The 23994-nt window shown below is 67.0% G+C and carries 26 protein-coding genes; 8 read left to right on the top strand and 18 right to left on the bottom strand.

Features of this window, described 5'->3' with window-relative positions; all coding sequences use genetic code 11:
- Window positions 1-48 precede the first annotated feature (48 nt).
- Window positions 49-675: a restriction endonuclease gene (locus BUE48_RS07075; protein ID WP_012851794.1), complete on the bottom strand. Its 627-nt coding sequence runs from the start codon at window positions 673-675 to the stop codon at window positions 49-51.
- Window positions 676-1294: 619 nt separating this feature from the next.
- Between BUE48_RS07075 and BUE48_RS07070 the strand changes: the two genes are divergently transcribed.
- Window positions 1295-1903: a LysE family translocator gene (locus BUE48_RS07070; protein WP_286989391.1), complete on the top strand. Its 609-nt coding sequence runs from the start codon at window positions 1295-1297 to the stop codon at window positions 1901-1903.
- 12 nt (window positions 1904-1915) lie between these two features.
- Here BUE48_RS07070 and BUE48_RS07065 read toward each other — a convergent pair whose 3' ends face one another.
- From BUE48_RS07065 to BUE48_RS07050, 4 genes are all read right to left on the bottom strand, one after another.
- Window positions 1916-3142 (bottom strand): HEAT repeat domain-containing protein, encoded by a 1227-nt coding sequence (locus tag BUE48_RS07065; RefSeq protein ID WP_148232949.1) that lies wholly within the window; start codon window positions 3140-3142, stop codon window positions 1916-1918.
- Between the two features lie 479 nt (window positions 3143-3621).
- Window positions 3622-4110, bottom strand: coding sequence for a hypothetical protein (locus tag BUE48_RS07060; RefSeq protein WP_012851791.1), 489 nt, complete (start codon window positions 4108-4110; stop codon window positions 3622-3624).
- A gap of 827 nt (window positions 4111-4937) precedes the next feature.
- A complete protein-coding gene (locus BUE48_RS07055) occupies window positions 4938-5195 on the bottom strand; it encodes a hypothetical protein (protein ID WP_012851790.1) in 258 nt (85 codons plus the stop codon).
- A 371-nt stretch (window positions 5196-5566) separates the two neighbouring features.
- Window positions 5567-6022 (bottom strand): transposase, encoded by a 456-nt coding sequence (locus tag BUE48_RS07050; protein WP_286989390.1) that lies wholly within the window; start codon window positions 6020-6022, stop codon window positions 5567-5569.
- Between the two features lie 32 nt (window positions 6023-6054).
- Here BUE48_RS07050 and BUE48_RS07045 point away from each other — a divergent pair, with 32 nt between their 5' ends.
- From BUE48_RS07045 to BUE48_RS07035, 3 genes are all read left to right on the top strand, one after another.
- Complete coding sequence (locus tag BUE48_RS07045; protein WP_286989389.1) at window positions 6055-6213, top strand: WD40 repeat domain-containing protein; 159 nt, start codon at window positions 6055-6057, stop codon at window positions 6211-6213.
- A 345-nt stretch (window positions 6214-6558) separates the two neighbouring features.
- On the top strand, window positions 6559-7593 hold the full coding sequence (locus BUE48_RS07040) for a WD40 repeat domain-containing protein (protein WP_012851788.1): 1035 nt from the start codon (window positions 6559-6561) through the stop codon (window positions 7591-7593).
- Between the two features lie 345 nt (window positions 7594-7938).
- On the top strand, window positions 7939-8973 hold the full coding sequence (locus BUE48_RS07035) for a WD40 repeat domain-containing protein (RefSeq protein WP_012851787.1): 1035 nt from the start codon (window positions 7939-7941) through the stop codon (window positions 8971-8973).
- A 215-nt stretch (window positions 8974-9188) separates the two neighbouring features.
- Here BUE48_RS07035 and BUE48_RS24490 read toward each other — a convergent pair whose 3' ends face one another.
- The 9 genes from BUE48_RS24490 to BUE48_RS06995 all read right to left on the bottom strand — a co-directional run bounded on the left by BUE48_RS24490 (window position 9189) and on the right by BUE48_RS06995 (window position 16393).
- Window positions 9189-9401, bottom strand: coding sequence for a hypothetical protein (locus BUE48_RS24490; RefSeq protein WP_353745281.1), 213 nt, complete (start codon window positions 9399-9401; stop codon window positions 9189-9191).
- Entirely contained in the window at window positions 9398-12991 is a 3594-nt protein-coding gene (locus BUE48_RS07030; RefSeq protein ID WP_012851786.1) for a DUF6531 domain-containing protein, read from the bottom strand. Before BUE48_RS07030 ends, BUE48_RS24490 begins: the two co-directional genes overlap by 4 nt.
- A complete protein-coding gene (locus BUE48_RS07025) occupies window positions 12981-13475 on the bottom strand; it encodes a WXG100-like domain-containing protein (protein ID WP_012851785.1) in 495 nt (164 codons plus the stop codon). Before BUE48_RS07025 ends, BUE48_RS07030 begins: the two co-directional genes overlap by 11 nt.
- A 14-nt stretch (window positions 13476-13489) precedes the next feature.
- Complete coding sequence (locus tag BUE48_RS07020) at window positions 13490-13816, bottom strand: hypothetical protein (protein WP_012851784.1); 327 nt, start codon at window positions 13814-13816, stop codon at window positions 13490-13492.
- Between the two features lie 4 nt (window positions 13817-13820).
- Window positions 13821-14495 carry a YbaB/EbfC family nucleoid-associated protein gene (locus BUE48_RS07015; RefSeq protein WP_169313005.1) on the bottom strand — a complete coding sequence of 225 codons (675 nt, stop codon included), beginning with the start codon at window positions 14493-14495 and terminating at the stop codon, window positions 13821-13823.
- A gap of 247 nt (window positions 14496-14742) precedes the next feature.
- Window positions 14743-14892: a hypothetical protein gene (locus BUE48_RS07010; protein WP_169313004.1), complete on the bottom strand. Its 150-nt coding sequence runs from the start codon at window positions 14890-14892 to the stop codon at window positions 14743-14745.
- A gap of 390 nt (window positions 14893-15282) precedes the next feature.
- Window positions 15283-15480, bottom strand: coding sequence for a hypothetical protein (locus tag BUE48_RS07005; protein ID WP_041439377.1), 198 nt, complete (start codon window positions 15478-15480; stop codon window positions 15283-15285).
- Between the two features lie 117 nt (window positions 15481-15597).
- Window positions 15598-16053: an ATP-binding protein gene (locus BUE48_RS07000; protein ID WP_012851780.1), complete on the bottom strand. Its 456-nt coding sequence runs from the start codon at window positions 16051-16053 to the stop codon at window positions 15598-15600.
- A 61-nt stretch (window positions 16054-16114) separates the two neighbouring features.
- Window positions 16115-16393: a hypothetical protein gene (locus BUE48_RS06995; RefSeq protein ID WP_012851779.1), complete on the bottom strand. Its 279-nt coding sequence runs from the start codon at window positions 16391-16393 to the stop codon at window positions 16115-16117.
- Between the two features lie 340 nt (window positions 16394-16733).
- On the opposite strand from BUE48_RS06995, the gene BUE48_RS06990 reads away from it, so the two are divergent.
- From BUE48_RS06990 to BUE48_RS24485, 3 genes are all read left to right on the top strand, one after another.
- A complete protein-coding gene (locus BUE48_RS06990) occupies window positions 16734-17525 on the top strand; it encodes a helix-turn-helix domain-containing protein (RefSeq protein ID WP_286989388.1) in 792 nt (263 codons plus the stop codon).
- On the top strand, window positions 17513-17713 hold the full coding sequence (locus tag BUE48_RS06985) for a DUF397 domain-containing protein (RefSeq protein ID WP_286989387.1): 201 nt from the start codon (window positions 17513-17515) through the stop codon (window positions 17711-17713). The genes BUE48_RS06990 and BUE48_RS06985 overlap by 13 nt, the downstream gene beginning before the upstream one ends.
- A gap of 277 nt (window positions 17714-17990) precedes the next feature.
- Window positions 17991-18119: a DUF397 domain-containing protein gene (locus BUE48_RS24485; protein ID WP_083789794.1), complete on the top strand. Its 129-nt coding sequence runs from the start codon at window positions 17991-17993 to the stop codon at window positions 18117-18119.
- Window positions 18120-18636: 517 nt separating this feature from the next.
- Here the strand turns inward: BUE48_RS24485 and BUE48_RS06980 are convergent.
- The 3 genes from BUE48_RS06980 to BUE48_RS06970 all read right to left on the bottom strand — a co-directional run bounded on the left by BUE48_RS06980 (window position 18637) and on the right by BUE48_RS06970 (window position 21022).
- The gene (locus BUE48_RS06980) at window positions 18637-19224 is read right to left on the bottom strand and encodes a DUF4352 domain-containing protein (protein ID WP_012851776.1); all 588 of its coding nucleotides are present in this window, start codon (window positions 19222-19224) and stop codon (window positions 18637-18639) included.
- 623 nt (window positions 19225-19847) lie between these two features.
- On the bottom strand, window positions 19848-20327 hold the full coding sequence (locus BUE48_RS06975) for a PASTA domain-containing protein (protein ID WP_041439375.1): 480 nt from the start codon (window positions 20325-20327) through the stop codon (window positions 19848-19850).
- Between the two features lie 158 nt (window positions 20328-20485).
- On the bottom strand, window positions 20486-21022 hold the full coding sequence (locus BUE48_RS06970) for a hypothetical protein (protein WP_012851774.1): 537 nt from the start codon (window positions 21020-21022) through the stop codon (window positions 20486-20488).
- A gap of 259 nt (window positions 21023-21281) precedes the next feature.
- Between BUE48_RS06970 and BUE48_RS06965 the strand changes: the two genes are divergently transcribed.
- Window positions 21282-23381, top strand: a complete 2100-nt coding sequence (locus tag BUE48_RS06965) for an N-6 DNA methylase (protein ID WP_286989384.1) — start codon at window positions 21282-21284, stop codon at window positions 23379-23381.
- 267 nt (window positions 23382-23648) lie between these two features.
- Here BUE48_RS06965 and BUE48_RS06960 read toward each other — a convergent pair.
- The coding region (locus tag BUE48_RS06960; protein ID WP_353745279.1) for a tetratricopeptide repeat protein at window positions 23649-23994 on the bottom strand (346 nt) is incomplete at its 5' end.

Genomic DNA, 23994 nt, shown 5'->3' with positions numbered 1-23994 from the left:
TCCTGTCCGGCAAGTGCGCAGGACGGACGAGGATCAGGTGCGTCCCGTTCACACTGGGAGGGGATCACCGTCCATCCAGCGGGCCAGTAGGTCGCGGTCGACCAGGAGCAGCCCGCCGGCGGCGGCCTCCTCGGCGGCCTGGGCCGTGAAGGTGTTGTTGGTGACGAGCACGCCGAGGCGGCCGGGGTAGGTGACGTTGAGTGCGCCGACCAGGTTGCGCACCCGGTCGGCGGTGACCTTGCCTTTTTGCCGTTTGCACTGGACGGCGATCCGGCGTCCGCCCGGGCTGGTGGCCAGGACGTCCACGCCGCGGTCCCCGGCCCGGCCGACGACCTGGACGCCGCGGAAACCGTCCCGGCGCAGCAGTTCGGCGGTCAATTCTTCGAACTCATCGCCGGTCATCACATCGACCCGATCCAGATGTGCGATCTCCCGGAGACGCCATTGCCGTTCTCGTTCGATCTGGCGCCGGCGGATCACGACCCCGCCTGCCGCGGCGGCTGCGAGCGCTCCCACCGCCAGGAGGGAGAGCAGCAACCGCCAGTGGTCGATCACGAGCCGGACGACTGAAAAGAGCAGGATCGGGACGACCACCCCGGCGGCCAACGAGAGAACGGCGACCACAGCCGGACGCAGCCTGCGGAACACGGCATCGTCCAGCGATGAGATGTCCATGGGATTCTCCAGGAAGCTCAGGGCACAACCCGAAGACTGACATGCACCCCCGACAATCCTGCGATCCCATCGCCCCGGTCACTCGCCATTCCCGGAAATCCTGTCCGGCCTCCTGAGGAAAGGCGCTGGATCAACAGGTGGACGCCTGCCGATTCATCCGTTCCTCACCCCGTTGGACCTGCTGAAATGGCCGCTCACGCGGGTCGCGAAAGCCGATTTTTCGAGCGGCACGACGGCCCCGTCGAGTGAGCTTTCCACCGAGCCACTAATTACTTACTTCAGTGTCGTTTGACGGCCGCTTCTCGCCCTGGTGCCAGGTGCCCAGACGACGAACGACCCCACGGCGCCGGTCCAGCGAATGCCCGTTCGAGGGGCGGTGGCTCCAAGGCCGCCCCGGCTGCTCCGCCGGTGCAAGGGCATGGCCGTCGCGGACGTGTCAAGATGCGCGTCCACCATGCCCCTCATCGGCGCGTTAGACCCACCGCTTTCCCTCGCCGAAGGACACATCCGAGGTCTCATACGATCACAGCAGCCCGGCAAGGCCCCATGCCCCATCGACAGCGGATACGGGGCGAGGCCGAAACACGGGCAAGGACGGATTGCAGTGCGGGAATTGGTCTTGGGGCTGACGCTCGGGCTGAGCGCAGGGGTGAGCCCGGGGCCGCTGCTGGCGCTGGTGATCTCCACGACAGTGCGCAGCGGCCCGGCCGGTGGAGTGCGGGTGGCGGCCTCACCGCTGGTCACCGACCTGCCGGTGATCGTGCTGGCGGTGACGGTGCTCAGCTTGGCGCCCGGGTGGGTACTGTCGGCGGCGGGCGTGGCCGGCGGGTTGTTCGTGTTGAAACTGGGGGCCTCCACTTTGCAGGAGGCCCGCAGCACCGACCTTCCCCAACCGTCCGGAAAAGACGAGCCGCCGCCCTCGGCAGCGTTGTGGCACGGGGTGATCGTCAACCTGCTCAGCCCGCACCCATGGCTGTTTTGGATGAGCATCGGCGGCCCGATCCTGACCACCGCCTGGCAGCGCGAGCCGGCAACCGGAGCGGTCTTCCTGGTCGGCTTCTACCTCATGCTGGTGGGCAGCAAGGTCGTGCTGGCGCTGCTACTGGGCTCGGTACGGCAACGGCTGAACCGCCGGTGGTACCGGCGCCTACTGGGGTTTTCAGGGGTGTTGCTCCTGGGCGCCGCCGCGGGCCTGCTGGCCGAGTTCCTCCCCTGGCCCGGCCGGTGAGCCCGGCGGAAATCACGACGGCAGGCCCGCGTAGGCGCGGCATCCGGTGCGACCGTCGGGCAGGTTCCAGGCGCGCAGGATCTGGACGAACGAGTACCAGCGCCAGCTCTCCGGGTCCCGATCGGCCAGGAACCGCACTAGGCGCTGCTGCTGCCCGGTCAGCTCCGGGAATGGAGGCAGCGGGCGGAGCGGGCCATCGGGGAAGACCAGGCGGCACGTCGCTTGAATCATCTCGTTGGTCAGCGGCAGGGAGGACCGCTCCATGGAGTCCAGCACGGCGTCCACGGCCTGCGGGGACAGCCGGCCGGACAGCCGGGCCAAGGTCAAAGCGGCATGAGAACGGGTGTCGCCGTCCAGGAAATGCACCTCCTTAGGCGCGTTGGGCGGCAGGTCCACGAGCGCGGCGGTGAGCACGGCGACCACTCGCGGGTCGTCCTGCCCCAGGCGGGCCAGGGCCACCGCGGCGCCCCAGCGCGACAGCGGATCAGGGTGGTCCAAGCCCTCCCGCAGCCGCGGGATCAAGGACGTGCCCGACAGCAGCCCCGCCGAGACGAACGCGTTGGCCAAGACGGCGGGCACGGTCTCGGAGGCCGCCATCTCCTCCAGCGCCGCCAGCGACGCGGCGGCCTCCTCCGGGAACCAGCCCAGCAAGTACGCGGTGGCGGCCCGCAGGCGGGGATCGTCCGCGGTCAGCAGGGGGCGCAGCCGGGGCAGCTCGGCCCGCACCGCGTCATAGGCGGCCAGTTCTGCCCGCATACAGCGGATCGTCTGCTCGTGGTCGTATATGGACCGCTGAAACTCCCGGACCCCGCGCTCGCCCCGGTCCTCGGCGGCCTCCACCCACCGGTCCAGCTCCCGCAGCGCCTCAGCCGGGCTGGTGGCGCAGGCCTTCTCGACCTCGGCCCGCCACGCGGCGACGTTCAAACCCTCCGGCAGCAGGGTGTCGTCGTATCCGATCGCCAGCCCGCACAGCAGCAGCACGATCTCGTCCCGCTGCGGCGTGCCCGGCTCACAGGCCAGCCGCGCCAGGAACGGGACGGCATACGCGCTGGCCTCATACCGGCTGCCCTGGTGGAAGATGTTGCCGTACAGCTCGTTGAGGGCCTGCCCCCGCTCGCCGGACGCCGGGGACCGCAACGCCCGCAACTGTCCCGGCACATCCTCCGCGGAACCGTAGGCGTGCTCCAGCTCCCCCCAAGGGACCTCATCCAGCCCGGCCAGCGCATCACGATCATCCATGGCGCGCAGTATGGCAACCGCCACCGGCATTTCTCGCGCCGAAGGGAGGAACCGGCCTCGAGCACTCGGCCTCAGCGGGAACGTCCCGGAACCGAGAGGCCACGCCCACGCTCCAGCCCGCTCCACGACCTGCGCGAAAGTTCTCCGGACGCCAACGGCCCCGACACCAGCCGAGACTTCGTACCCCCCGTCTCGGGCATTGAAAGCCGCAGAAGAGCCTGTCGCTCTCCGCGCCCCTGGCGCCGGGTGGTGGCTTCCGGCCCGATGCGAGAGCATCTTTCAAAGCGCGGTCTCAAGTGCCTGGGACGGGAACCAGGGCATGGAGCCGTGGAGGGCATGCTGATCCTTCGGAACTGCCCCATCGGCACCGGCGCAAGATGAACTCCACCGAAATTCTCGATGAAGTGACCAGGTCACCGCAATACCGCCGCTCCCCTGGGACGATGCGGGCCTTCCATCCTGACCCCGCAGGCCAAGCTTCAAGTCCTGCTCAGGCGCGGCTTGGGAAGCGGCTCATGACTGAGAGTCCGGAGCGGGGTTCTCGCGAAGGTATTCGTCGATCCAGGCGGGAGTCTTTCTTCGGTGATGCCATAAGCATCGGCCACGAACGACAGTGAGGCGCCGCCCTGAAGGGCCTCGCGCGCCGCCCGAGTCTTGTGCCTGTCGTCCCAATCACGGAGGATCCGCTCCACACGTTCCCGGAACTGTGGGAAACGATCGACGACCGCGCGCAGCTCGGCCTCCCACTCGTCCCTCGTCCGGAAGTAAGTCCCGCCATTGATGGTGAGGGCGGCCGACACCTCCTCGGCCGTTCCGTGCCGCAGCCAGTTCTTGCAGACGTCGCGCAGCTCCGCCCCGTTGTCCGGGGTTCTCCACATGAGCAGATCGCACACTTCGGCGAGGTCCTCCTCATCCAGACGCTCACGCAGACCCCGCAGAACCGTCTCAAAAGGAACTTGGTAGGCCATGGTGTACGCACTTTCGACAAGCAACAGACCCTACCGGTCGGCAAGCGGATCCGAAGGCGCTTCCACCGGTGCGGGCAGATGCCCTCCAGGACTCGGGCCGGCTGCACCAGCCTTCCGGGCAGCGGGCGCCATGATGGGACGCGCCCTCCTTTCGCTGAAGAATCCTCACCGTCATCGTTTGATCCGGTGCACTGGAGGATCAGATGGGCATCGACTACAGCAAGCTCCGTCTCCGTACCACCCTCACCGGGCACAAAGGCTGGGCCGGCCGTCAGGCGTCCGTCCCTTGGAGCAGTACTTCGGCGATGTCCGCCAGGCCCAGACCATCACCTCAAGGTGCTCGGTGATGCCGCAGGCGATCCGTTCGGCCTCGGCCAGCAGACGGACAGTCCAGCGCCTGGTCGCGTTCGAGCACCGTCTCGGCGATGGCGCGAAACGCCGAGGACCGATGGATGCCATCGCACAACATACGGGCCCGCCGTCCGGCCTTCGCCTGGTCATGTCGGGCCAGGACGAGAGCGACCCGCCACAGCCTTTGTTCCGGATCGTCATCCGGGACGCTCTGGCGACAGGCCCGGCCTCAGAGGCATCCCGCTTGGTCGGAACATCCAACACAAACCACAGCGCGTAGGCCTGTTCCTTCTGGACGGGAATGGTGCATGCGATGCGTCCGGATCCCAAGAAGCGGCCAGCCTGACGACCTACGCCGGCCCCGCGGCCTTTTCTCTTCATCCTCGATGGCGTTCGCAAGATGCGCTCCCTCGGACACATCATGCAGGTCAGCCATCGTTTCGGCGACCCGTTGCAACATCAGTCGCCGGTTCTCTTCATGGCCCCTTCGGTGAGGTCGTGCACGATACGTTCGGCCGCTGCCGGATCTGCTCCGTCACCGCCTCGGCGACGTCCCGCAGCGCCAAGCTCCGGTTGCCGGGACGGGTGATGCTCTTGGCGAGCTCGACGACGTCATCGGGGGTATACCGCACCAGCACCCTGGCGATCTCATACAGCGCATCCTTCCGTTCCCTGTCATCACGCAGAGAACGGGCAACGTGCCGGGCCTCCTCCAACAGACGCAACGCCCGCACAGGCTCTCCGGTACCGAGCTCATGAGCGACCGACCCACCATAAGGCCAGCACCTGTTGTTTGCCCACAGGCATGGCTCGGGCGAACCGTTCAGCCCCATCCAGGTCATGTCCAACTGCGCCCTCGATGCCCCTCAGCAACGCCCCTGCTCGACCCTTCTCAGGAACACTCCGAGCAATGCGCTCAGCCGCGGCGACTTCATGAAGCGCCATGCCCTTAACGACGCTCTCTAACGCACCCGCCCGCTCCTCTGCATCGCCAATAACCCACGCGACCTGCTCAGTCTCTTTCAGCAGGCCCAACTCTCTCGAGCGCAAGCGCCCCTTCCTGCTTTCTGAACACGTCATCATCCAGGACCTACCCGAAAGCAGCTCATGACGGTGCGTCCGATGCGGGATTCTCCCGAAGATATTCGTCGATCCAGGCACGAAGCCTTTCCTCGGTAATGCGGTATCTGTAGGCCACGCGCGATGGCGGGGAACCGTCCTGGAGGACCTCGCGTACCGCACGTGGCTTCTGCTTCTCGTCCCAGTCACGGAGGATTCGCTCAACACGTTCCCGGAACTGCGGAAAACGCTCGGCAACTGCTCGCATTTCTCGCTCCCGCTCGTCCCTTGTCTGGAAGTGGATCCCTCCGTTGACGGCAAGGGCGGCTGACACCTCCTCGGCCGTCCCATGCCGCAGCCACTTTTCGCAGACGTCGAGCAGCTCCGCTCCGTTGTCCGGGGTCCGCCAGATGAGCAGGTCGCACACCTCGGCGAGGTCTTCCTCATCCAGGCGCTCGCGCAGCCCTTGCAGAATCGTCTCGAAAGGAACCCGGTAGGTCATGGCGTGCATGTCTTTCGATAAATACGGGTCTTGTGATTCTCCGTCGTGGGCAGTTCGAGACCGGCCACCTCATCACCACACTCACCGAACATGAGCACACAGTCGGGTCTGTGGCCTTCAGCCCGGACGGCACCACCCTCGCCACCGCAAGCGACGACAGCACCGCGAAGATATGGCGGGTAGGAGACTGAGGTTCTCCCAGTGGAAAGCAGCTCTCCTTCAGGCCACCCTGCTTCTCATCAAAGGAGGAGACGACCCCGGCGAATCCTGGCCGATATCCTTACGCCTGGTAAGGAGGGTGCTGGTCCTGTCTCTACCTTCATGCCAGGAAGTGAATCCCGGTCAATGCATGGGGCGGGCCCCAAGGCCGGCGGTGAGCGCAACAGTCACCGAAGGCCTCATAGGCTAGGGAAGACGCTTCCTGGTTCGGCTCGGCGGTGTCACCCTGCCGCCCGAAGGCGCCATGATAGGAACGCGTTCCCCTTTCGCCGGGGCAACTCACTACCATCGTCTGATCCGATGCATTGGGGAATCGGATGGGTATCGACTACGGCAAGCTCCGTCTCCACGCCACCCTCACCGGGCACGGGGGCTGGATCGACTCGGTGGTCTTCAGCCCGGACGGCACCATTCTCGCCACCGCGGGCGAGGACGGCACTGTGAAGTTGTGGCAGGTTGAGACCGGCCGGCTCATCACCACACTCACCGGACACAGAGACTACGTCTTCTCGGTGGCCTTCAGCCCAGACGGCACCACCCTCGCCACCGCCAGCCGCGACGAGACTGTGAAGCTGTGGGATGTCAAAACCGGCCAACTCATCACCACACTCACCGAGCACCAGGGGTGGGTTCGCTCGGTGGCCTTCAGCCCGGATGGTGCCGTTCTCGCCTCTGCCGGGGGTGGCGGCACTGCGAAGCTGTGGCAGGCCAAAACCGGCCGGCTCATCACCACACTCCGCGAACATGGCTGGGCGGTCTTCTGGGTGGTCTTCAGCCCGGACGGCACCACCCTCGCCACAGCGACCGCCGACGGCGTCCTGGAGCTGTGGCAGGCCAAGACCGGCCAGCTCATCACCACACTCGACGGGCACGAAGACCTCGTCACGGATGTGGCCTTCAGCCCGGACGGCTCCCTTCTCGCCACATCAAGTCACGACAAGACCGTCAAGCTGTGGCAGGTCAAAACCGGCCACCTCATCACCACACTCACCGGGGACGAAGATTTTAGCTTTGGCGCCTTGGCCTTCAGCCCAGACGGCACCACCCTCGCCACCGCAAATCACGACAAGACCGTGAAGCTGTGGGATGTCAAAACCGGCCACCTCATCACCACACTCACCGGACACAGACACATAATCGGATCCGTGGCATTCAGCCCGGACGGCACCACCCTCGCCACCACAAGCGACGATGCGACCGTGAAGCTGTGGCAGGTCGAGACCGGCCGGCTCATCACCACACTCACCGAACACAAGCACACAGTCGGATCCGTGGCCTTCAGCCCGGACGGCACCACCCTCGCCACCGCAAGCGACGACGGCACCGCGAAGATATGGCGGGTAGGAGACTGAGGTTCTCCCAGTGGAAAGCAGCTCTCCTTCAGGCCACCCTGCTTCTCATCAAAGGAGGAGACGACCCCGGCGAATCCTGGCCGATATCCTTACGCCTGGTAAGGAGGGTGCTGGTCCTGTCTCTACCTTCATGCCAGGAAGTGAATCCCGGTCAATGCATGGGGCGGGCCCCAAGGCCGGCGGTGAGCGCAACAGTCACCGAAGGCCTCATAGGCTAGGGAAGACGCTTCCTGGTTCGGCTCGGCGGTGTCACCCTGCCGCCCGAAGGCGCCATGATAGAAATGCGTTCCCCTTTCGCCGGGGCAACTCACTACCATCGTCTGATCCGATGCATTGGGGAATCGGATGGGTATCGACTACGGCAAGCTCCGTCTCCACGCCACCCTCACCGGGCACAGAGGCTGGGTCGGCCCGATAGCCTTCAGCCCAGACGGCACCATTCTCGCCACCGCGGGCGAGGACGAGACTGTGAAGTTGTGGCAGGTCGAGACCGGCCAGCTCATCACCACACTCACCGGACACAGGGGCTGTGTCTTCTCGGTGGCCTTCAGCCCAGATGGCACCACCCTCGCCACCGCAAGCCGCGACGAGACTGTGAAGCTATGGGATGTCAAAACCGGCCACCTCATCACCACACTCACCGAGCACCAGGGGTGGGTTCGCTCGGTGGCCTTCAGCCCGGATGGTGCCGTTCTCGCCTCTGCCGGGGGCGACGGCACTGCGAAGCTGTGGCAGGCCAAAACCGGCCACCTCATCACCACACTCCGCGAACATGACTGGGCGGTCTTCTGGGTGGTCTTCAGCCCGGACGGCACCATCCTCGCCACGGCGACCGCCGACGGCGTCGTAGAGCTGTGGGAAGCCAAGACCGGCCAGCTCATCACCACACTCGACGGGCACGAGGACCTCGTCGTAGAGGTGGCCTTCAGCCCGGACGGCTCCCTTCTCGCCACATCAAGTCACGACGAGACCGTCAAGCTGTGGCAGGTCGAGAGCGGCCGCCTCATCACCACACTCACCGGGGACGAAGATTTTAGCTTTGGCGCCTTGGCCTTCAGCCCAGACGGCACCACCCTCGCCACCGCAAGCGAGGATAAGACTGTGAAGCTGTGGGATGTCAAAACCGGCCACCTCATCACCACACTCACCGGACACAGACACATAATCGGATCCGTGGCATTCAGCCCGGACGGCACCGTCCTTGCCACCACAAGCTTCGACGCGACCGTGAAGCTGTGGGATGCCAAGACCGGCCACCTCATCACCACACTCACCGAACATGAGCACACAGTCGGATCTGTGGCATTCAGCCCGGACGGCACCACCCTCGCCACCGCAAGCGACGACAGCACCGCGAAGATATGGCAGGTAGGAGACTAAGATTCTCTCGCTGCTAAGGAGCACACTTCCACATCGCCCCACTTCTTACTAAGGGGCAGTGCACCCAGCAGGCCACAACTGATACCCTCACACCAGGTAAAGACGGCATCAGTCCTGTATGTCGTCCTACTGCTATCCCACCCACGTTCCTACTAGGATTTTTTCCTCTCTCAGGCCATTAACCATCTCGGTGAAATCGACTGACAGAGAAATCCTTAGCTGAAGTTAGACGATACCCGCTTCCTACTCATAAAAGCATCAGTTACCGCCTTGCGGATAATACTTGGCGCATACCCTTCCTCATAACGGTCGAAAGTCCAGTAAAGTTCGGCATTAGCATACTTCCTCACAAGTCCTGCACATTCATGGCCTGGGGTAGTACAAAAATTTCTCTCCGAGTAGATCGCCTTTACCCAACTAGGGTCTATACCATGCGCAGTAAGATATTCATCAGCAATTTTCTCGGAATGCTTCCCCCGCCGCTCATTCGCAAAAAAAGATCCCGCACAATCGTCTCACCCGGCCTCTCACCTGGCACCTCAACCCGATAGAGAGCAACATTTTGCTTCGGCAATACATTTGGGTTTTCAACACGGTAATCTATAACTTTTCGACTCAGCTCGTGTGAGCCATAACGAGGCTCCTTTCCTTGCCGGTGAGGATAGAGCCCGAAAGGATCCGCCCAGACAAACGGATTAATGACATAGATATAAGGGTTGGGCTGAGGGCTCAGCCCCAAGGGATCCGGGCTGAGATACCGGCCATCAAAGGGAGAATAGTAACGGAAATAGTTGAAGTAAAGGCCGGTCTCAGAATCATAGTACTGCCCTGGGAAACCAAGAGGACAGCTGATCTGATCCGCCCGGGAAACGTAAGGAGCCCCCCATACGGCGGCGTGGGATCGCCAGGAAATGCTCCCGTCGGGAGCGACCAGTTCGACGGGAGTTCCGACGAGATCTGCAATGATCGCATGGAAACGGCGAACCGCCCTTCCGTGCTGGGAAGCACCGGAGGTGATGTGCTCACTTTGAGTAAGAGGCTGGAAAGTCCCGGGCTCATAGTCCCAGGTGGTGACATGGTCTGCAGAGAGTTGCCCCGCCGACCATGCGTAATGGATCTGTTCGGCGATCGAGGGCCCCTCCCAGATGAAGTCGATCTGTTCCAGGAGGGTCTTCCCGTCGGGAGCGAGATGCTGTTTGGCGATACGCCGGCCGAGAGGGTCGTAAAGATAGCGCCACCAGTGCCCGTCGGGTGTCTGGACAGAGGTGAGCCGGTCCTCGGCGTTCCAGTAAAAGCGCCAGATCAGCGGCTTTGAAGACAGGCGGGCGTGGCGGCGCAGCACCACTCTGCCCTGGGCGTCGTATTCATAGTGAATGCGACCGGCACGGCGAATGCGGACCCCTGTATAGCTGCGTTCACCGGCGGCATCGGCTGAAAGAGCAGAAGGGTCGCCGTCGGTGGGCCAGAGGGCGTGGATGATGTTGCCCGCGCTGTCGTAGGTGTACCGCTCGTTCCCTCCCTGCCCCTGAACGGCGGTGATGCGTCCGACAGCGTCCAGTTCAAAAGCGCGATGTCCCGACAGTCGATCGGTGATGGCGATCGGGTAATCGTCGGGCCGGTAGGAGTAGGTGCGGTGCTGCAGCAGCCTGGGCTGAGCCGTTGGGGAGGCGGGGGCGCCCCAGAGGGCTTGGGAGGTCAGGCGGTGGACGGCGTCCCACTGTTGGTCGAGGATGACCCCGGTGCCGATCCGGCGGCGGACTTCGCGGCCTGCCGCGTCATGTTCGAAGGTGATGACCTGGCCGGCGGTGGTCAGGCTGAGCGGCAGGCCCGCCGGGTCGTAGGTCCAGACGCTCTCGGCTCCGGAGGGAGTGCGGCGGCGAACCCGGTTCCCCACCTCGTCATAAGTCCACCTCAGAACGCGGCCGTTGCAGATCTCGGCGGTGACCCGGCCCAGCAGATCGCGTTCCAGGCGCAGGTCGGCGTGGGTGTTAACGGCCCGTACCAGCCGTCCGGCACGGTCATAGGTGAAGGTAGTGATCTCGCCGCCGGCGTCCTTGCGGACGATGGCGCCCAGGACATCACGGGTGAAGGCGGTGACTTGCCCCGCACCGTTGGTATAGGTGGTGAGCTGGCCGGCTGCGTCGTAGGCGTAATGTACGACGCGGCCGTTGAAGTCGGTCTCGGAGATGAGGTTGCCGGCGACGTCGTAGGCGTAGCGCCACACCAACCCCTGGGGATTGGTGACGGAGGTCAGCCGGAGCTCGGTGTCGTACGCAAATTCCAGACGGCCCCCGTCCGGTCCGATCCAGGCGATCGGCTGATCAAAGGGGCCGATTTCCCACCGGGTGGTCTGCCCGGTGGGCCGGGTGTACTCGACCAGGTTTCCCTCATGGTCATAAGACCAGTGTTCGCTCGCCCCATCAGGGGTAGTGCGGGAAGTGAGCCTGCCGTCGGGTGTCCACGTGAAGGTGGAAACACCGCCGATGGGATCGACCAGCTCAGTGATCCGGCCGAGTGGGTTGTACCGGTAGCGGGTTACGCCACCGCGTGAGTTGGTGACGGCGATGGGCAGGCCAGCCGGATTGCACTCGATACGGGTGGTGCCACCGGCGGGATCGGTGACAGAGGTCAGCGCGCCCCGCTCATCGTAGGTGCAGCGAATGACGGCGCCAGTGGGATCGGTTTGGGTGAGGAGATTTCCTCGCTCGTCGTAGGTGGAGTTCCAGATGGCGCCGTCGAATTCGACGATCTGTGTCGGGCGGCACTGATCGTTGTAGGTGATGGTGGTGACGGCACCGTCAGGACGGGTGATGGAGGTGATGTTGCTGAATTCGTCGTAGGTGTAGCGGACGGTGCGTCCCAGCGGGTCGGTGACCGTCAGCAGCCGATCGTTGTCGTCCCATTCATAGCGGGTGACCGCCCCAAGGGGGTTGGTCTCGGCGACGAGCTGGCGCCGTTCGTTGAAGTGGTAGACGGTGCGGTGACCGAGGGAGTCGGTCAAAACCGTGCGGTCGTCGTGGTATTCGAGGGCGACGTTGAGGTAGCCGCCCGAGCCGGTGCCCCGTATGGCACGGCCCCGCTCGTCGTAGGTGTAGGCGTACCAGTTGCCGTTGGTGTCGGTCCAGCGGGTCAGGCGGCCGGCCTCGTCGTAGTCGAACCGGGTCGGCGCTCCCGTGGGACCGGCCACCTCGGTGAGGTTGGCCGCCTCGTCGTAGTCGAACGTCTTGAGGGCGGTCTCCCCCATCCGCAAAGCGGTGATGAGACCGTCGTCGGTATCGACGTCGATGACATAACCGCCGGAGTGGCGGATGCGCACCAAGGCGCCCTGGCCGTCGTAGTCGAAGTCGATGCGGTTGCCGTTGCGGTCGCTGATCGCCTTGATCGGCAGCACGGCGACCGCCTCGCCCGGGATGCCGGCGTTCGGCTGGGGGGCGAAGTGCAACGTGGTGCCGGTCTGCGGCTGGTGGACGGTGTAGGAGTCGCCGTCGATGATCAGCGGCCAGCGCTCGCCTTTCAGCGGCCAGACCGGCTGCCCGTACACCCCGATCGGATAGGTCAGGATCCGGCCCTCGGTGGTGACCAGGCAGACCCCGAGATTGTCCACCTCCAGCCGCTGATCGAGCGTGGAGGACCAGCCCGGCCCGAACCACCGGCCCGTCCGGAACGAGGAGACATGGGTGCGCTCCAGCACCAGCGGCAGCACACCCGGCAGTTCGAGATCGATCTGGTTGAGGAAGACCTCACCGCTGGCGACGTCGATCGGGTCCTTGGTCGCGTGGCGGCCGTCGAGGGGTTTGGTGGTGTCGCCACCCGCAGCGTTGCGGCGCCCGGTGAGGCGGTTGCGCAGGTTGCGGAGGCGGTTTCCGAGTCGGCTCGCCTGGCGGGCGCTCTGCCGGCCGCTCCGGCGGACACCGGCGCGGGTGGCTTTGCCGGCGATGCGGGACATGACCCGGGCGGCGGCCTTGCCGACGATGCCGGTGACCGCCCGGGCCGCCGCCCCGCCGCCCTTAGGAGCCAAGGATGGCCTCCATCGCCCGGCTGATGGCGAAGTTGATGGCCATGTCGGCCAGCTTCTTGGCCACCGGGATCCAGGCCAGGGAGGCGCCGAAGGTGGCCACCGAGGCGGCGATGGCCTGGATGATCTGGATCAGCAGGATCGTCAGCTGGATGATCACTGTGATCTTCAAGGCGATGACGATCGCTGCGCAGGCCAACAGCGCCGCGCCGATCACGCGGGCGCCGGTGACGCCGTCCTGGGCGACCTGGTGGGCGGAGTCTTCGGCGTTCCATTTGGCCTGGAACGCCTCCACGCCCTGGCCCCGGTTGGCCGACAGCGCGGTCTGCACGGCCTGGTCGGCCTGCTGGACGACGGTGGAGACCTTGCCGCCGTGCTCCATCCAGGCCTGGCCCATCTGGAACAGCTTGACCTCATCGGTGTTGGGCCACATGTAGCCGAGCTCCTCCAGCAGCCCGGCGAGCTGTGCGGGAAGTACCAGCCCCACTTGCCGTCGTCCTCTCAGAGCGCCTGGTTGCCGAGCCGATTGATGCCGGAGACGTTTTCGGCCTCGGTGTCGTCCAGGTGGCCGGCCATCTTCAGCAGTCCGGCGCCGAAGTCGGCATAGCCTTCGGCGGCTGAGGTGAAGCAGTCGGTGGCCACGTCCACGGCCGACTCATAGGAGGCTTTGATCAGGGCGCTGATCATGTCTTCGCCGAACACCCCGCCCAGCCCTTGCACTTGGGCGAGCAGCGCCTTGTAGTCGGCGTCGAGTTGTTGCCCGGCCTGGCGGAGCTGCTCGCCGGCGCTTCGCAGCGTGCCGGTGCGCGTCTGCAGTTCCCGCCCCACGGTCTCACCTCGGCTGAATCGAGTTGATCATGTCGCTGACCGAACGCATGAACTCGGCGCTCTGACGCATGGCCGACTCGCGCAGTTCATCCAGCCGCCGCTGGTCGATTTCCACGATTTCGGTTTCGCGTCGGGTTTTGGCCTGCAGGTCGTCCAGTGCGTTATTGACCGCGGTGACGATGTGTTCGGCCAATTCCTGGGACGGCGAGCGCATTGCCCGCGCCTGCACGGTCAGTGACCGGATTCGGCCGCCGGGTTCGGCCACCGCTCGCACCCGGCCTTGCGCGGCCTCTGCCGTCCCCTCCAGGTCGTCGGGGGCTTCTTGGGGAGGACGGGACACCGCCGCCAGCGTCTGCTGGACCTCCTCCACGATCCTGTGCAGGCCGTGGGGTGCAGGGGTGCCGTGTGCCGCGGCGGTCTGCCGGATCTGGGCCATGGCCTGCTCCAACGCCCCGGTCACCAGCTCCAGGGTCCGCAGGCCCTCCACTTGGACCTGGTTCAGGTACTCGAGCGCCGCGGCCGGATCCACCCCCGGGCCGGCATCCGAAGGCATCGCAGAGCGCAGGTCCGCCAACGCCTCGTTCACCGCCGTCCGGGCGCATTCGGCCAGCTCATCGGGAGGCAGCGCCATCGCCCGCGGCTGAATCCGCAGCGTCTTCACCCGGGCCTGCTCCGCCACCGCGCGCACCCTGCCCTCAGGATCAGCGCCGTGCCCCTGCCGGGGGGCTTCTCCAGCGGACGACGCATCCGCGACCACAACCCAATCCCCCTTTCCTGGCATATCCGCCTAAAAACCTTAGTGGGTGGCTCAGACAGGGTTATGACGGCGGAAATGAATTTCGGACGTCCATATCTCGGTGGAGTGCACCGTCCGCACATCCGCCCCTTATTCGTTGCGCATCGGCACTTTTCAGATCAGGTCATAGTCAGAAAAGGACGGCCCGGGACGAGTGCGTGGCCTGATCTGGGCGCTCGGTGATGCTGCGGGCCATCCGTTCGGCCGCGGCCAGGTGGTGGTGGGCGGCCTCGGCGGCGTCATAAAGCGCCATGACCTTGGCGACGTCCTCGAGTACCAAGTTCCTTTCCTTCGCGTCACCGGCCGCCCATGCCCGCTGCGCGGCCTCCCGCAGCAGACTCACTCCCTTGGCCCGCAAACCCTCCCCCTCCCCTCCGAACGCCTCGCCGCCCAGACCGCCCCCCTCCGAAAGCGGCTCAGGACGAAAAGACCGAAGCGGGGTTCTCCCGGAGGCGCTTCGCCCACCTCGTTGCCTGAGCTCGCCCCGCACGGGACGGGCGTCGTGACCGCGGTCGCCCTCAACCCCGTCGGCACCCCGCCTGCAGCACCAGCGCCACCTGCCGGCGGCAGGCTCGTCCCCCTCCGCGGATCTCACGCCGGTTCAGGCCCCAGGCCGCGAGTCCCACATCAGACGACCATCCAAGGCTTCCCCGCCCCGGTTCGCCGGCCTTCAGACTTCGATCTGCCATATCCGCACAATGCGGTTCTGGCTCGCGGTGGCCAGCAGCCGGCCGTCCGGGCTGAACACCACCGAGGTGCTCGGGAGGAAGAAGTCGTGGAAGCGTTTTCTGATCCATCTCCCCAGTCCGCCTCGGTGGGTGAGAGCGGCGACGGCCTGACGGGCCTCGATGTCCCACAGCCACACCATTCCCTCTTCGCTGGCAGTGGCGAGGATCCGGCGGGGCGGGGCGGAATTCGGTGCCGCAGGGACCGTGCCGGCAGCGGGCAGGGATCGTCCCAGGTCCCGCGGCGCCGCCGCATGTTCTCAGCAGCGGGCGTCCGGGGCGGCGAAGGCGGCGTGGACGGTGCGGGAGGCGCGGGTGCCGGTCCAGGACCAAGCGGTGGCCAAGGCCTCGACGGTGAGGAGGCCGCGGCCGGACTCGGCCAGGGAGGACGGGTCGGAGGCGTCGGTGACGCGGCGGACGCGCGGGTCGGTGGGGCCGCCTTGGTCGGTGACGGAGACGGTCACGCCGGTGCAGTCGCGGCGGACTTCCACGATGAAGCGGCCGCCGGGCAGGCCGGAGCGGGTGTGGCGCAACGCGTTGACGGCCAGTTCGTCCAGCACCAGCAGGACGTCGTCCAGGGGTGGGAAGTCGGCCAGCAGGCAGGCGGCGAAGGCTCTGGCGGCGCGGACCTGACCGGCCCGGCCGGGGAAGGAGCGCCGCCAGTACATGGACGGGATGGGCTCGACGGGGACGGGGAGGACGGCGGGCAGTGGCATGGGACTCCTTTCCGGATGGGCGGATCAGGCCGTGGGAGGCCGCGGCGGCACGGGCTTGTGATCAGCGGGGAGGCCGGGGGCCGTCGGATGGGTGCCGGTCGGGGAGACGGTTCAGGAGGTCTTGGGCCTTGGTGATGCGGGCGTGGGCGAAGCGGCGTTCCCGGTCGTTGACCACCGGAGAGGTGGTCCAGGGGGCGTAGACGTTGATGACGGCTTTCAAATAGCGGACGAAGACGGCGCGTTCGGCGGCGTGGTCGCCGGTGTCGGGTGGGGCCGGGGTCGGGTGAGCCGGGAGGAACGGCGGGCGAGACGGAGCGGGGGCCGGGCGGAGAGCAGGCAAAGCGTCTGGGCAAGGCGGGTTTTCCGGTGAAGGGGCGAGAGGCGCTGTCAGGGGCTGCGGCCGGTGGGGTGCAGGCCGGACAGCAGGGCCGAATGGGTGGGCGAGGTGCGCGGGATAGGCGGCCGGAATGGTCCGGTTCGGGCACCGGCGAGTGCAGTGAGAGCGCGTCGCATCGCCAGAAATGATCATTTCCTCTGACTTCTCGTCACGAGCTTTGAAATCCTGCTCGTCAAGAGTGGCGATGCGACCTATTCTTGGGGGCGCGAAACACCTGCACCCCGCAACGATGAGCCCCCCGATCGATGTGTACGAGGGAGTGCGTTCAATGGCAACGAGCCGCATGACGCCCCGGCTGTTCCTCGCCCGAGAGATAAGACGGGCACGCGAGGCAAAAGGGATAAGCAGGGTCGAACTTGCACAATCTGTATTCGTTTCTGAATCGCTGGTGCGCGCCTGGGAGTCGGGACGGCGCATTCCGCACCCCGACCACCTGACGAGGGTCGAGGGCATCCTGGGGACCGGCGGTCTCTTCACCCGGATGCGGGAAGATCTCGTTCAGAACGAGCCGCTCCCGGAGTACATGGGGCGCTGGCGGGAGATCGAAGAAGGAGCGACGTCAATGCTGTGGTACGAGCCGCTCCTCATCCCCGGCCTGCTCCAGACCGAGGAGTACGCCCGCGCCGTCTTCACCAACTCCGGCAGGCAGACCGGCGACGTGGAAGAGCAGGTGCAGGTGCGTCTGGATCGGCAGAAGGTCCTCACCCCTGAGCACTCCCTCATGTTCGTCGCCATCCTCGACGAGACGCTTCTGTACCGCCCGATAGGCGGCGCCAAGACGATGCACGATCAGCTCGTCAAGGTGCTGGAGCGCAGCGAGCAGCCCAATGTGAGGATCCAGATCGTCTCACAAGAGGTCGGAGCGTACCCCGGCCTGGCCGGAGGCTTCGCCATCGCCGCGATGAACGGCAACGAGTACGCCTACGTGGACGACGCATTCAGCGGCGACGTACTGGAACACCCAGAGGACGTGGCTACCATAAAGCGCATCTGGGAAACACTCCGCGCGGAAGCCCTCCCAGTGAAGCAATCGGTTGCGCTACTGGCAAAGGCGGTTGAGAGATGGGCAACGTGATGCACTGGCGTAAGTCCAGCCACAGTGGCAACGGCGGAGCAACCTGTGTCGAGCTGGCCCGCACCCCCCGCGAAGTGGCCGCCCGGGACTCCAAGAACCCTCACGGCGCGATCCTCAAGTTCTCCCCGGAGGCGTTCGGCGCTTTCCTGTCGGACATCAAGTCCGGCAAGTACGACCACCGCCACTGACTAAGAGAACAACCGCCGGCGGTACCCTCGAAGGGCTCCGAAGAGCACTAAGCGTTTAACCGGTTCAGCGGAAGCACAGCCACAGCGGAGAAACCCGTGTTGAACCGGCATACGCCCTACCCAAAGCAGCTCTTCGAGACTTCGCCCCCGGGAGCAGAGAAGCACTGCGGCTTACCTACGACGCCCCTGCGCGCTGTTGACGGATACCCAAGTCCAGCAAGTACAGCCACTGCGCCGAGCGAACGCCGATAACGTCCGCCTAGAGAACGGGAGGGCGATGGCCCATGGGCTGAAGTGGCGTAAGTCTGCTCACAGCGCTACTAACGGCGGAGTGTGCCTTGAGCCGGCACGCACCGCACACAAGGTGGCCGTGCGAGACTCCAGAACCCGGACGGCGGAATCCTGAAGATCTCGCTCGAGGCGTTCAGCACTCTGTCGGCCGGCATCACGTCCGGCAAACAGAGTGCTGATCGCTGTGACGGAACGCCCCCCGGCACCCCTGCCGGGGGGCGTTCGCGTCCCGAGCGCCCTCACCCGGAGCCGGCCAAGGCCGCGCCCCTCAGGCGCTCCCGGCCGCCTCGTCCCGATGGCGGTCACAGAGGCCTCAGAAGAGACGAACATTCCCAGCGCCGACCCATCGGCGAGCAGGCCCGCAAGCACATCGCGCTCACCGTCTTCGGCAGGACACCCCACCTCGGCCGGACCGCCGAAACGACCTGGCGTTGCCTTCGGGCCTGACCCGAAAGTTCCCCTGCCGCAGCGGACGGCCAGGATGAGAGCGCGAGGGTTTCACCAGACCGGAGGCTCCTCCCCGCGCCTTCCGAACCTGCCGCCTCGACGGCAGGCGTTCGGCGGTGGGCGCCGCCTCTTTCCCAAGGGCCGACTCCTCCGGAAGCGACGCCGCTGCTTCGGCGGCCGGGTCCTCAGAAACGAATGGTGGCGATGCCCTCGACGGTGATGAAGCTCGGCTGAACCTCCTTCGGCAGGTCGAAGACGAGCACGACCTTGCCCTTACTGGAGGGGTTGATCTCCCAGTTGAAGTTGGAGGTGCCGCGGATGCTCTGGTCGCTCGCCACCTCCCGGGCCTGGTTGTAGGTCGCCCCGGAGACGTCCGTCAGCGTCGCCTCCATGAACTCCAGCATGGAGAAGGGCTCCTTGCCGAGGTTCTTCATCGTCACCGGGACGATCACGAACCTGCCCTGGGCGCGGTGCACGCCGCTGAACAGCTTCCGCGCCGTGGTCGCGGCCTTGGCCTCCTCTACTGAGAGTTCCAGGTCCCCTGCTCGTCCCGTCTCCCCGACCTGTACTTGCGGGAGCGTGGGGTTCGGGAAGGGGGCGGGGGTCGGGGAGGCGTCGTAGACTCCGCCGATCTCCTGGATCGGTCTGGCCGGAGCGGGGGCCGCCCGCCTCGCCTCCTCCTGTGACCCGCAGGCGGCGACCAGCACCACGGCCGCCCCGGCGACGACGCACTTCACCGCACGGCGGAGCAGGCGTTCACTCACTTCAGGCATGAACTGAATCCCCCCACTACATCAACCGGACTCGGCGACCAGATCGCGGACGTTCTCGACGCGGAGGCGGACGAGGCCGCACAGGTGGCCGGTGCCGCCTGGCAAGACACCGGCCGAACTCAGGTCCAGGCCCTCGGAAGACCAGAACCCGTCACCGTGCCCGCGGGCCGGCTCCCCGCTGGGGCGGGGCGGCGCTCATGGTCATCTCCTGTCTGTTCTCACCACCCGGTGACGGCTTCCGCCGCGTCGCGAAGGGCGGGACCACGGCCCTGCCCTCACCTCCCACCCGAGGGACCGGCGCCGGGAATCGTCCCGCCCGACAGGCTTCCAGCACTGGAAGCACAACAAGAGTGACATAGCAATGAAAGCACTGTCAAATCACTTCATAGCCTTTTCTTCTATTGACAAGGGAGATGGCTTGTCACTCGCGACCTCCCTGAGACGGCCGCCGGACAGGTCATGTCCGCCGCTCCGCCGGGCGGCGTCTCTCCCCTCCCGGTGGCAAGCGGGCAGCTCGTCACTCACGCCTTGCCCGTCTTCCTTGAAGCGGTCGCCGGACGAGCCGCCTTCGCCGGCATCTCCCCTCGTCCGGCAGGCAGGAAGGCCCTCGGCGCTGGTCGCCGTCAGCTCGACGCCTTGACCACGGTCAGCACGACCAGGGCCGTGGGGTCCACCTTCTTGCCCGCGGCGGGCTCCTGCTTGACGACCCGCCAGTTCACCGGCAGAAGCACCACGCTGGCGCCGTTCGGGTCGGCCGAGGAATAGTCGATGTTCTTGAACCCGGCCCGCTCGAGGATGTCGCGGGCGATGGCGCCGTTCTTGCCGACGACATCGGGCAGCTCGACCCTGTCATCCTCATCGCCGGCGGCGGGCCGGGCGGAGCCTGCGCCGTCCTTCTGGGGCGCGGCGGTGACGGTCTTCGTGACCGTGACGGTGACGCGGGGCTTCGGCTCGGCGCTCGCCCCGGACGCCGAACCTGCCTGCTGGGTGTCACCGGCAGTGACGGCACCGCCGATCCCGCAGGAGACGAAGGCGGTCAGGCCGAGAGCGAAGACGGCGACGCCGCGCCGCACCGTGATCGTCGCCGAGCGCTTGGGCGGCACCCCGAGCTGCGGGTATCCGGGCTGTCCCAGCGGCGGTCGGGGAGTGGACGAAGGAGGCTGCGCGTGCATGACGACACTCCGAAGTTCTGCTGGATCAGTGAACGGACCTGCGAGGACGTCGCGACCGGCGATGGGATGCCGCCCGAGATGCGCCGGTCCTAGTTGCCGAGGCTCAGATGCACTTCGCCGAGCAGCACCTGGGCCTGGGTGAACGTGACCTGGCCGCGGTGGGTGACCTCGACGCTGTAGAAGTCGTGCCAGGGAACCTCGGGAATCTCGAAGGGGAAGACGCAGCTCCAGGCGTACCGGACCGTGCCGCCGTTGTACTGCTTGTACTCAGTGACGTCCTGTGTCTTACCGGGGCCGAGAGCGCCGACGGCGATGGTCCTCCCCTCGGGATCGCGCACGACGACCTGGGCGCCCCTCGTGATGTCGGCATATCCCCCGATGCCCTCGCAGGAGGAAGAGAAGGAGTCCCGCGCCCCCGAGAAGGCTTTGCTTCCTCCCTTCAGAGTGAGCGTGCCGGTGAGGGGGATCGGCTGCGGGGTGGAGTTGCGCACCTCGTCAACCACCAGGACGCCGAACAGGATCAGACCCAGGCCCCCTGACACCAGGACCCGCCGGTAGCGCCACCACGGCTTGCGGGCCGGCTTTCCGCCGGGACGGGCGCGCCGCTCGGCGATGTCGGAGTTCATGGTCGGCTCTCCCACTCATGCTCGCCGTTCGGTGATGGCTTCTGCCTTGTCGAGGGCGGGTCTCGGCCCGTCAATCGCCTTTCACGTCCGAGGGACCGGCTCCGGGTGTCGTCCCGCCCCGGCAAGCCCCCGATGCTGGAAGCCCCATCAGGCTGACATTCTCATGAAAGCACTGTCAAATCAATTCATGATGCTCACTGTCGTTGACAGCGGTGTATAGTGCCCTCCAGGCAGCCCCACTCCCGAGGTCAGGAAGGTCATGTCGAAGCCACCCGCCCAGGTGACCGCCGCCGAGATCTCCCGGATCGCCGGGGTCACGCGCGCCACGGTCAGCAACTGGCGTCGCCGGCATGCCGACTTCCCGGCCCCGGTCGGCGGTACCGAGGCCAGCCCGCTGTACGACCTGGACGCCGTGCGGGCCTGGTTGAAGGCGCGCGGCCATGCGTCCGCGGCCAGTCCCATCGAGGAGCTGCGCACCACGCTGCGCGCGCACGGCGGTGACACGGCACGGCTGCTGCCGCTGGTGCTCGCCGCCGCCCGGCTTGCGGACGGCGACCTCACAGAGCTGGGCGGGCTGCCCGATGCGGACATGGCCTCCCAGGTGACGGACGCGGTGCACCGGCTGGCGGGAGCGCTGTCCGGTGCGGAGGAGATCGGCTACCGCACCGAAGAGGCAGACGTCCTGCGCGCGCTGCTGCAGTGCGTGCGGGACGAAGGCGCGCAGACAGCCTTGGACGTGCTGGCCGAACGGGAGCTGGAGGACAGCACCTCCGGCGGCACCTACGGCACTCCCCCCAAGCTGGCCGACCTGATGGCCCGCCTTCTCAAGCCGAGCGGCGGCCCCTACCCGGCGCGCGTGCTGGACCCGGCCTGCGGCGGCGGAACGCTGCTGGCCGCCGCGGCCCGGCACGGCGCCGCGTTCCTGGCCGGTCAAGACAGCCTGCCGGTGCAGGCGCGGCGCAGCACCGTACGGCTGCTGCTGACCGCGCCCGAGGCGGAGGTCACGGTACGCGAGGGGGACAGCCTGCGCGCCGACGCCTTCCCCGGCCTCACCGTGGACGGGGTGCTGTGCAACCCGCCGTACGGGGACCGCGACTGGGGGCACGACGAGCTGGCCTACGACCCGCGCTGGGCCTACGGGCTGCCCCCGCGCGCCGAATCCGAACTGGCCTGGGCGCAGCACGCCCTGGCGCACCTGGAGCCCGGCGGCCTGGCGGTACTGCTACTGCCGCCGGCGGTGGCCGCCCGCTCCTCCGGACGCCGGGTGCGGGGGGCGCTGCTGCGCGGCGGCGCAGTGCGAGCGGTGATCGCGCTGCCGCCCGGTGCGGCCGTCCCGCTGCACATCGGCCTGCACGTGTGGGTGCTGCAGCGCCCCGACCCGCAGGCCAAACCACCGGAGACGGTGCTGTTCATCGACACGGCGACCGAGGCGGAAAGCGGCCGGGAACGGCGCGGCTCCATCGACTGGGACGCGCTGAGCGGCGCCGTGCTGTCGGCTTGGCGGGCGTTTTGCGCCGACCCGGCGGGGTTCACCCCCGAGCCGGGCCGGGCGCGCGCCGTGCCCCTCATCGCGCTGCTGGACGAGTTCGTGGACCTCACCCCCGCCCGCCACGTCCGCACCGTCCCACAGACAGACCCGGCCGCCACCGCCCGCCGAGCCGCCGGCGCACTGGCAGAGCTGACCAAGGCGACCAGGACGCTGACCGAGGCGGGCGCCCTGGGCCATTGGCCGGTCGCGGGCGAGCAGGCGCGCACCTGGCGCACCGCCACGATCGCCGACTTGAGGCGCGGCGGCGCCCTCACCCTGCACCGCACCGTCCACACCTCCCCGAACGCCCGCGTCCCGGCCGAGCACGCCGGACGCGCCGTCCTCACCGGAGCGGACCTGCTCGCCGGACGCCGAGCCGGCGGCGACCCCACCGAACTGCACTCCTTGGACCCGACGGTGATCGAAGCCGGCGACGTACTGCTACCCGGGGTGCTCGGACCGGGCCGCCCACCGGTCGCCCGGGTGGCCGACGAGGAGGACGCCGGCTGCCTGCTGGGCCTGACCGTCCGCCTGCTCCGCCCGGACCCCACCCGGCTGGACCCGTGGTTCCTGGCCGGTTTCCTCACCGCCCCCGGCAACATCGGCCGCGTCGCCCCCGGCGGCTCGTCCCTGCAACTGGACCCCCGCCGCTTGCGGGTACCGCTGCTGCCGCTGGACGAGCAGCGCCGCTACGGCCGGGCCTTCCGGCGACTGCACGAGCTGCGAAGTGCGGCCCGGCGGGCCGAGGAGGCGGCCGAGAAGGCCGCGGAGCTGCTGGCGGAGGGACTCACCTCCGGAGCGCTGCTCCCGCCGGGTGACGATCCCGCATAACCACTTTCGCCTAGCGCCTCCACCAGGCTGACGGCCACCGCCCTGCCCGCCGCAGCTCCCAGCCGAGGGGCCCGAACACCAGCAAGCACGCAGAGTTAGGCGACCACGCCCGGTGCGCAGCGACTGCAAAGCAGTCCTGCTGCGCAAGGCAATCGTGCCGTTCATGGGGCTGCGGCGGCCGGGCCGTGTCCCTTCCCCCGCGGCAATGGATTCCTACCTTTCAGGCGAAGCACCTGCCTCCAGGGGGCATGCACGAACTCATTCCAGTCACCACTTGGAGTCGTCGGGCAGGTCGCCGAGGAGGTTGCGGACGCTCTCGGCCAAGGGGTGGCTGGGGCCGTGCAGGCGCTCGATGTCGGCCAGCAGGTCCGAGAGGATGCGGTGGGCTCGGGTGGTGTCACCGGCGCCCATGTGCAGCATGCCGATCTGGCGGCGCAGGTCCAGGGTGCGTTCGTGGTCCTCGCCGAGGATGCGGCGCTGGTCGGCCAGGAGTGACTCCATCTCCCGCAGCGCCACCCCGGTCTCGCCGAGCACGGCGTGGCAGGTGGCCTCTTGCAGTCGGCAGCGCAGTACCGGCTCGGACTCCCGGCCGTGGTAGGCGGCCAGGTCGTCC

Origin of the sequence: Thermomonospora sp. CIF 1, assembly GCF_001896795.1 — a bacterium.
GTDB lineage: Bacteria > Actinomycetota > Actinomycetes > Streptosporangiales > Streptosporangiaceae > Thermomonospora > Thermomonospora curvata.
This window is presented reverse-complemented; position numbering and strand designations above follow the sequence as displayed.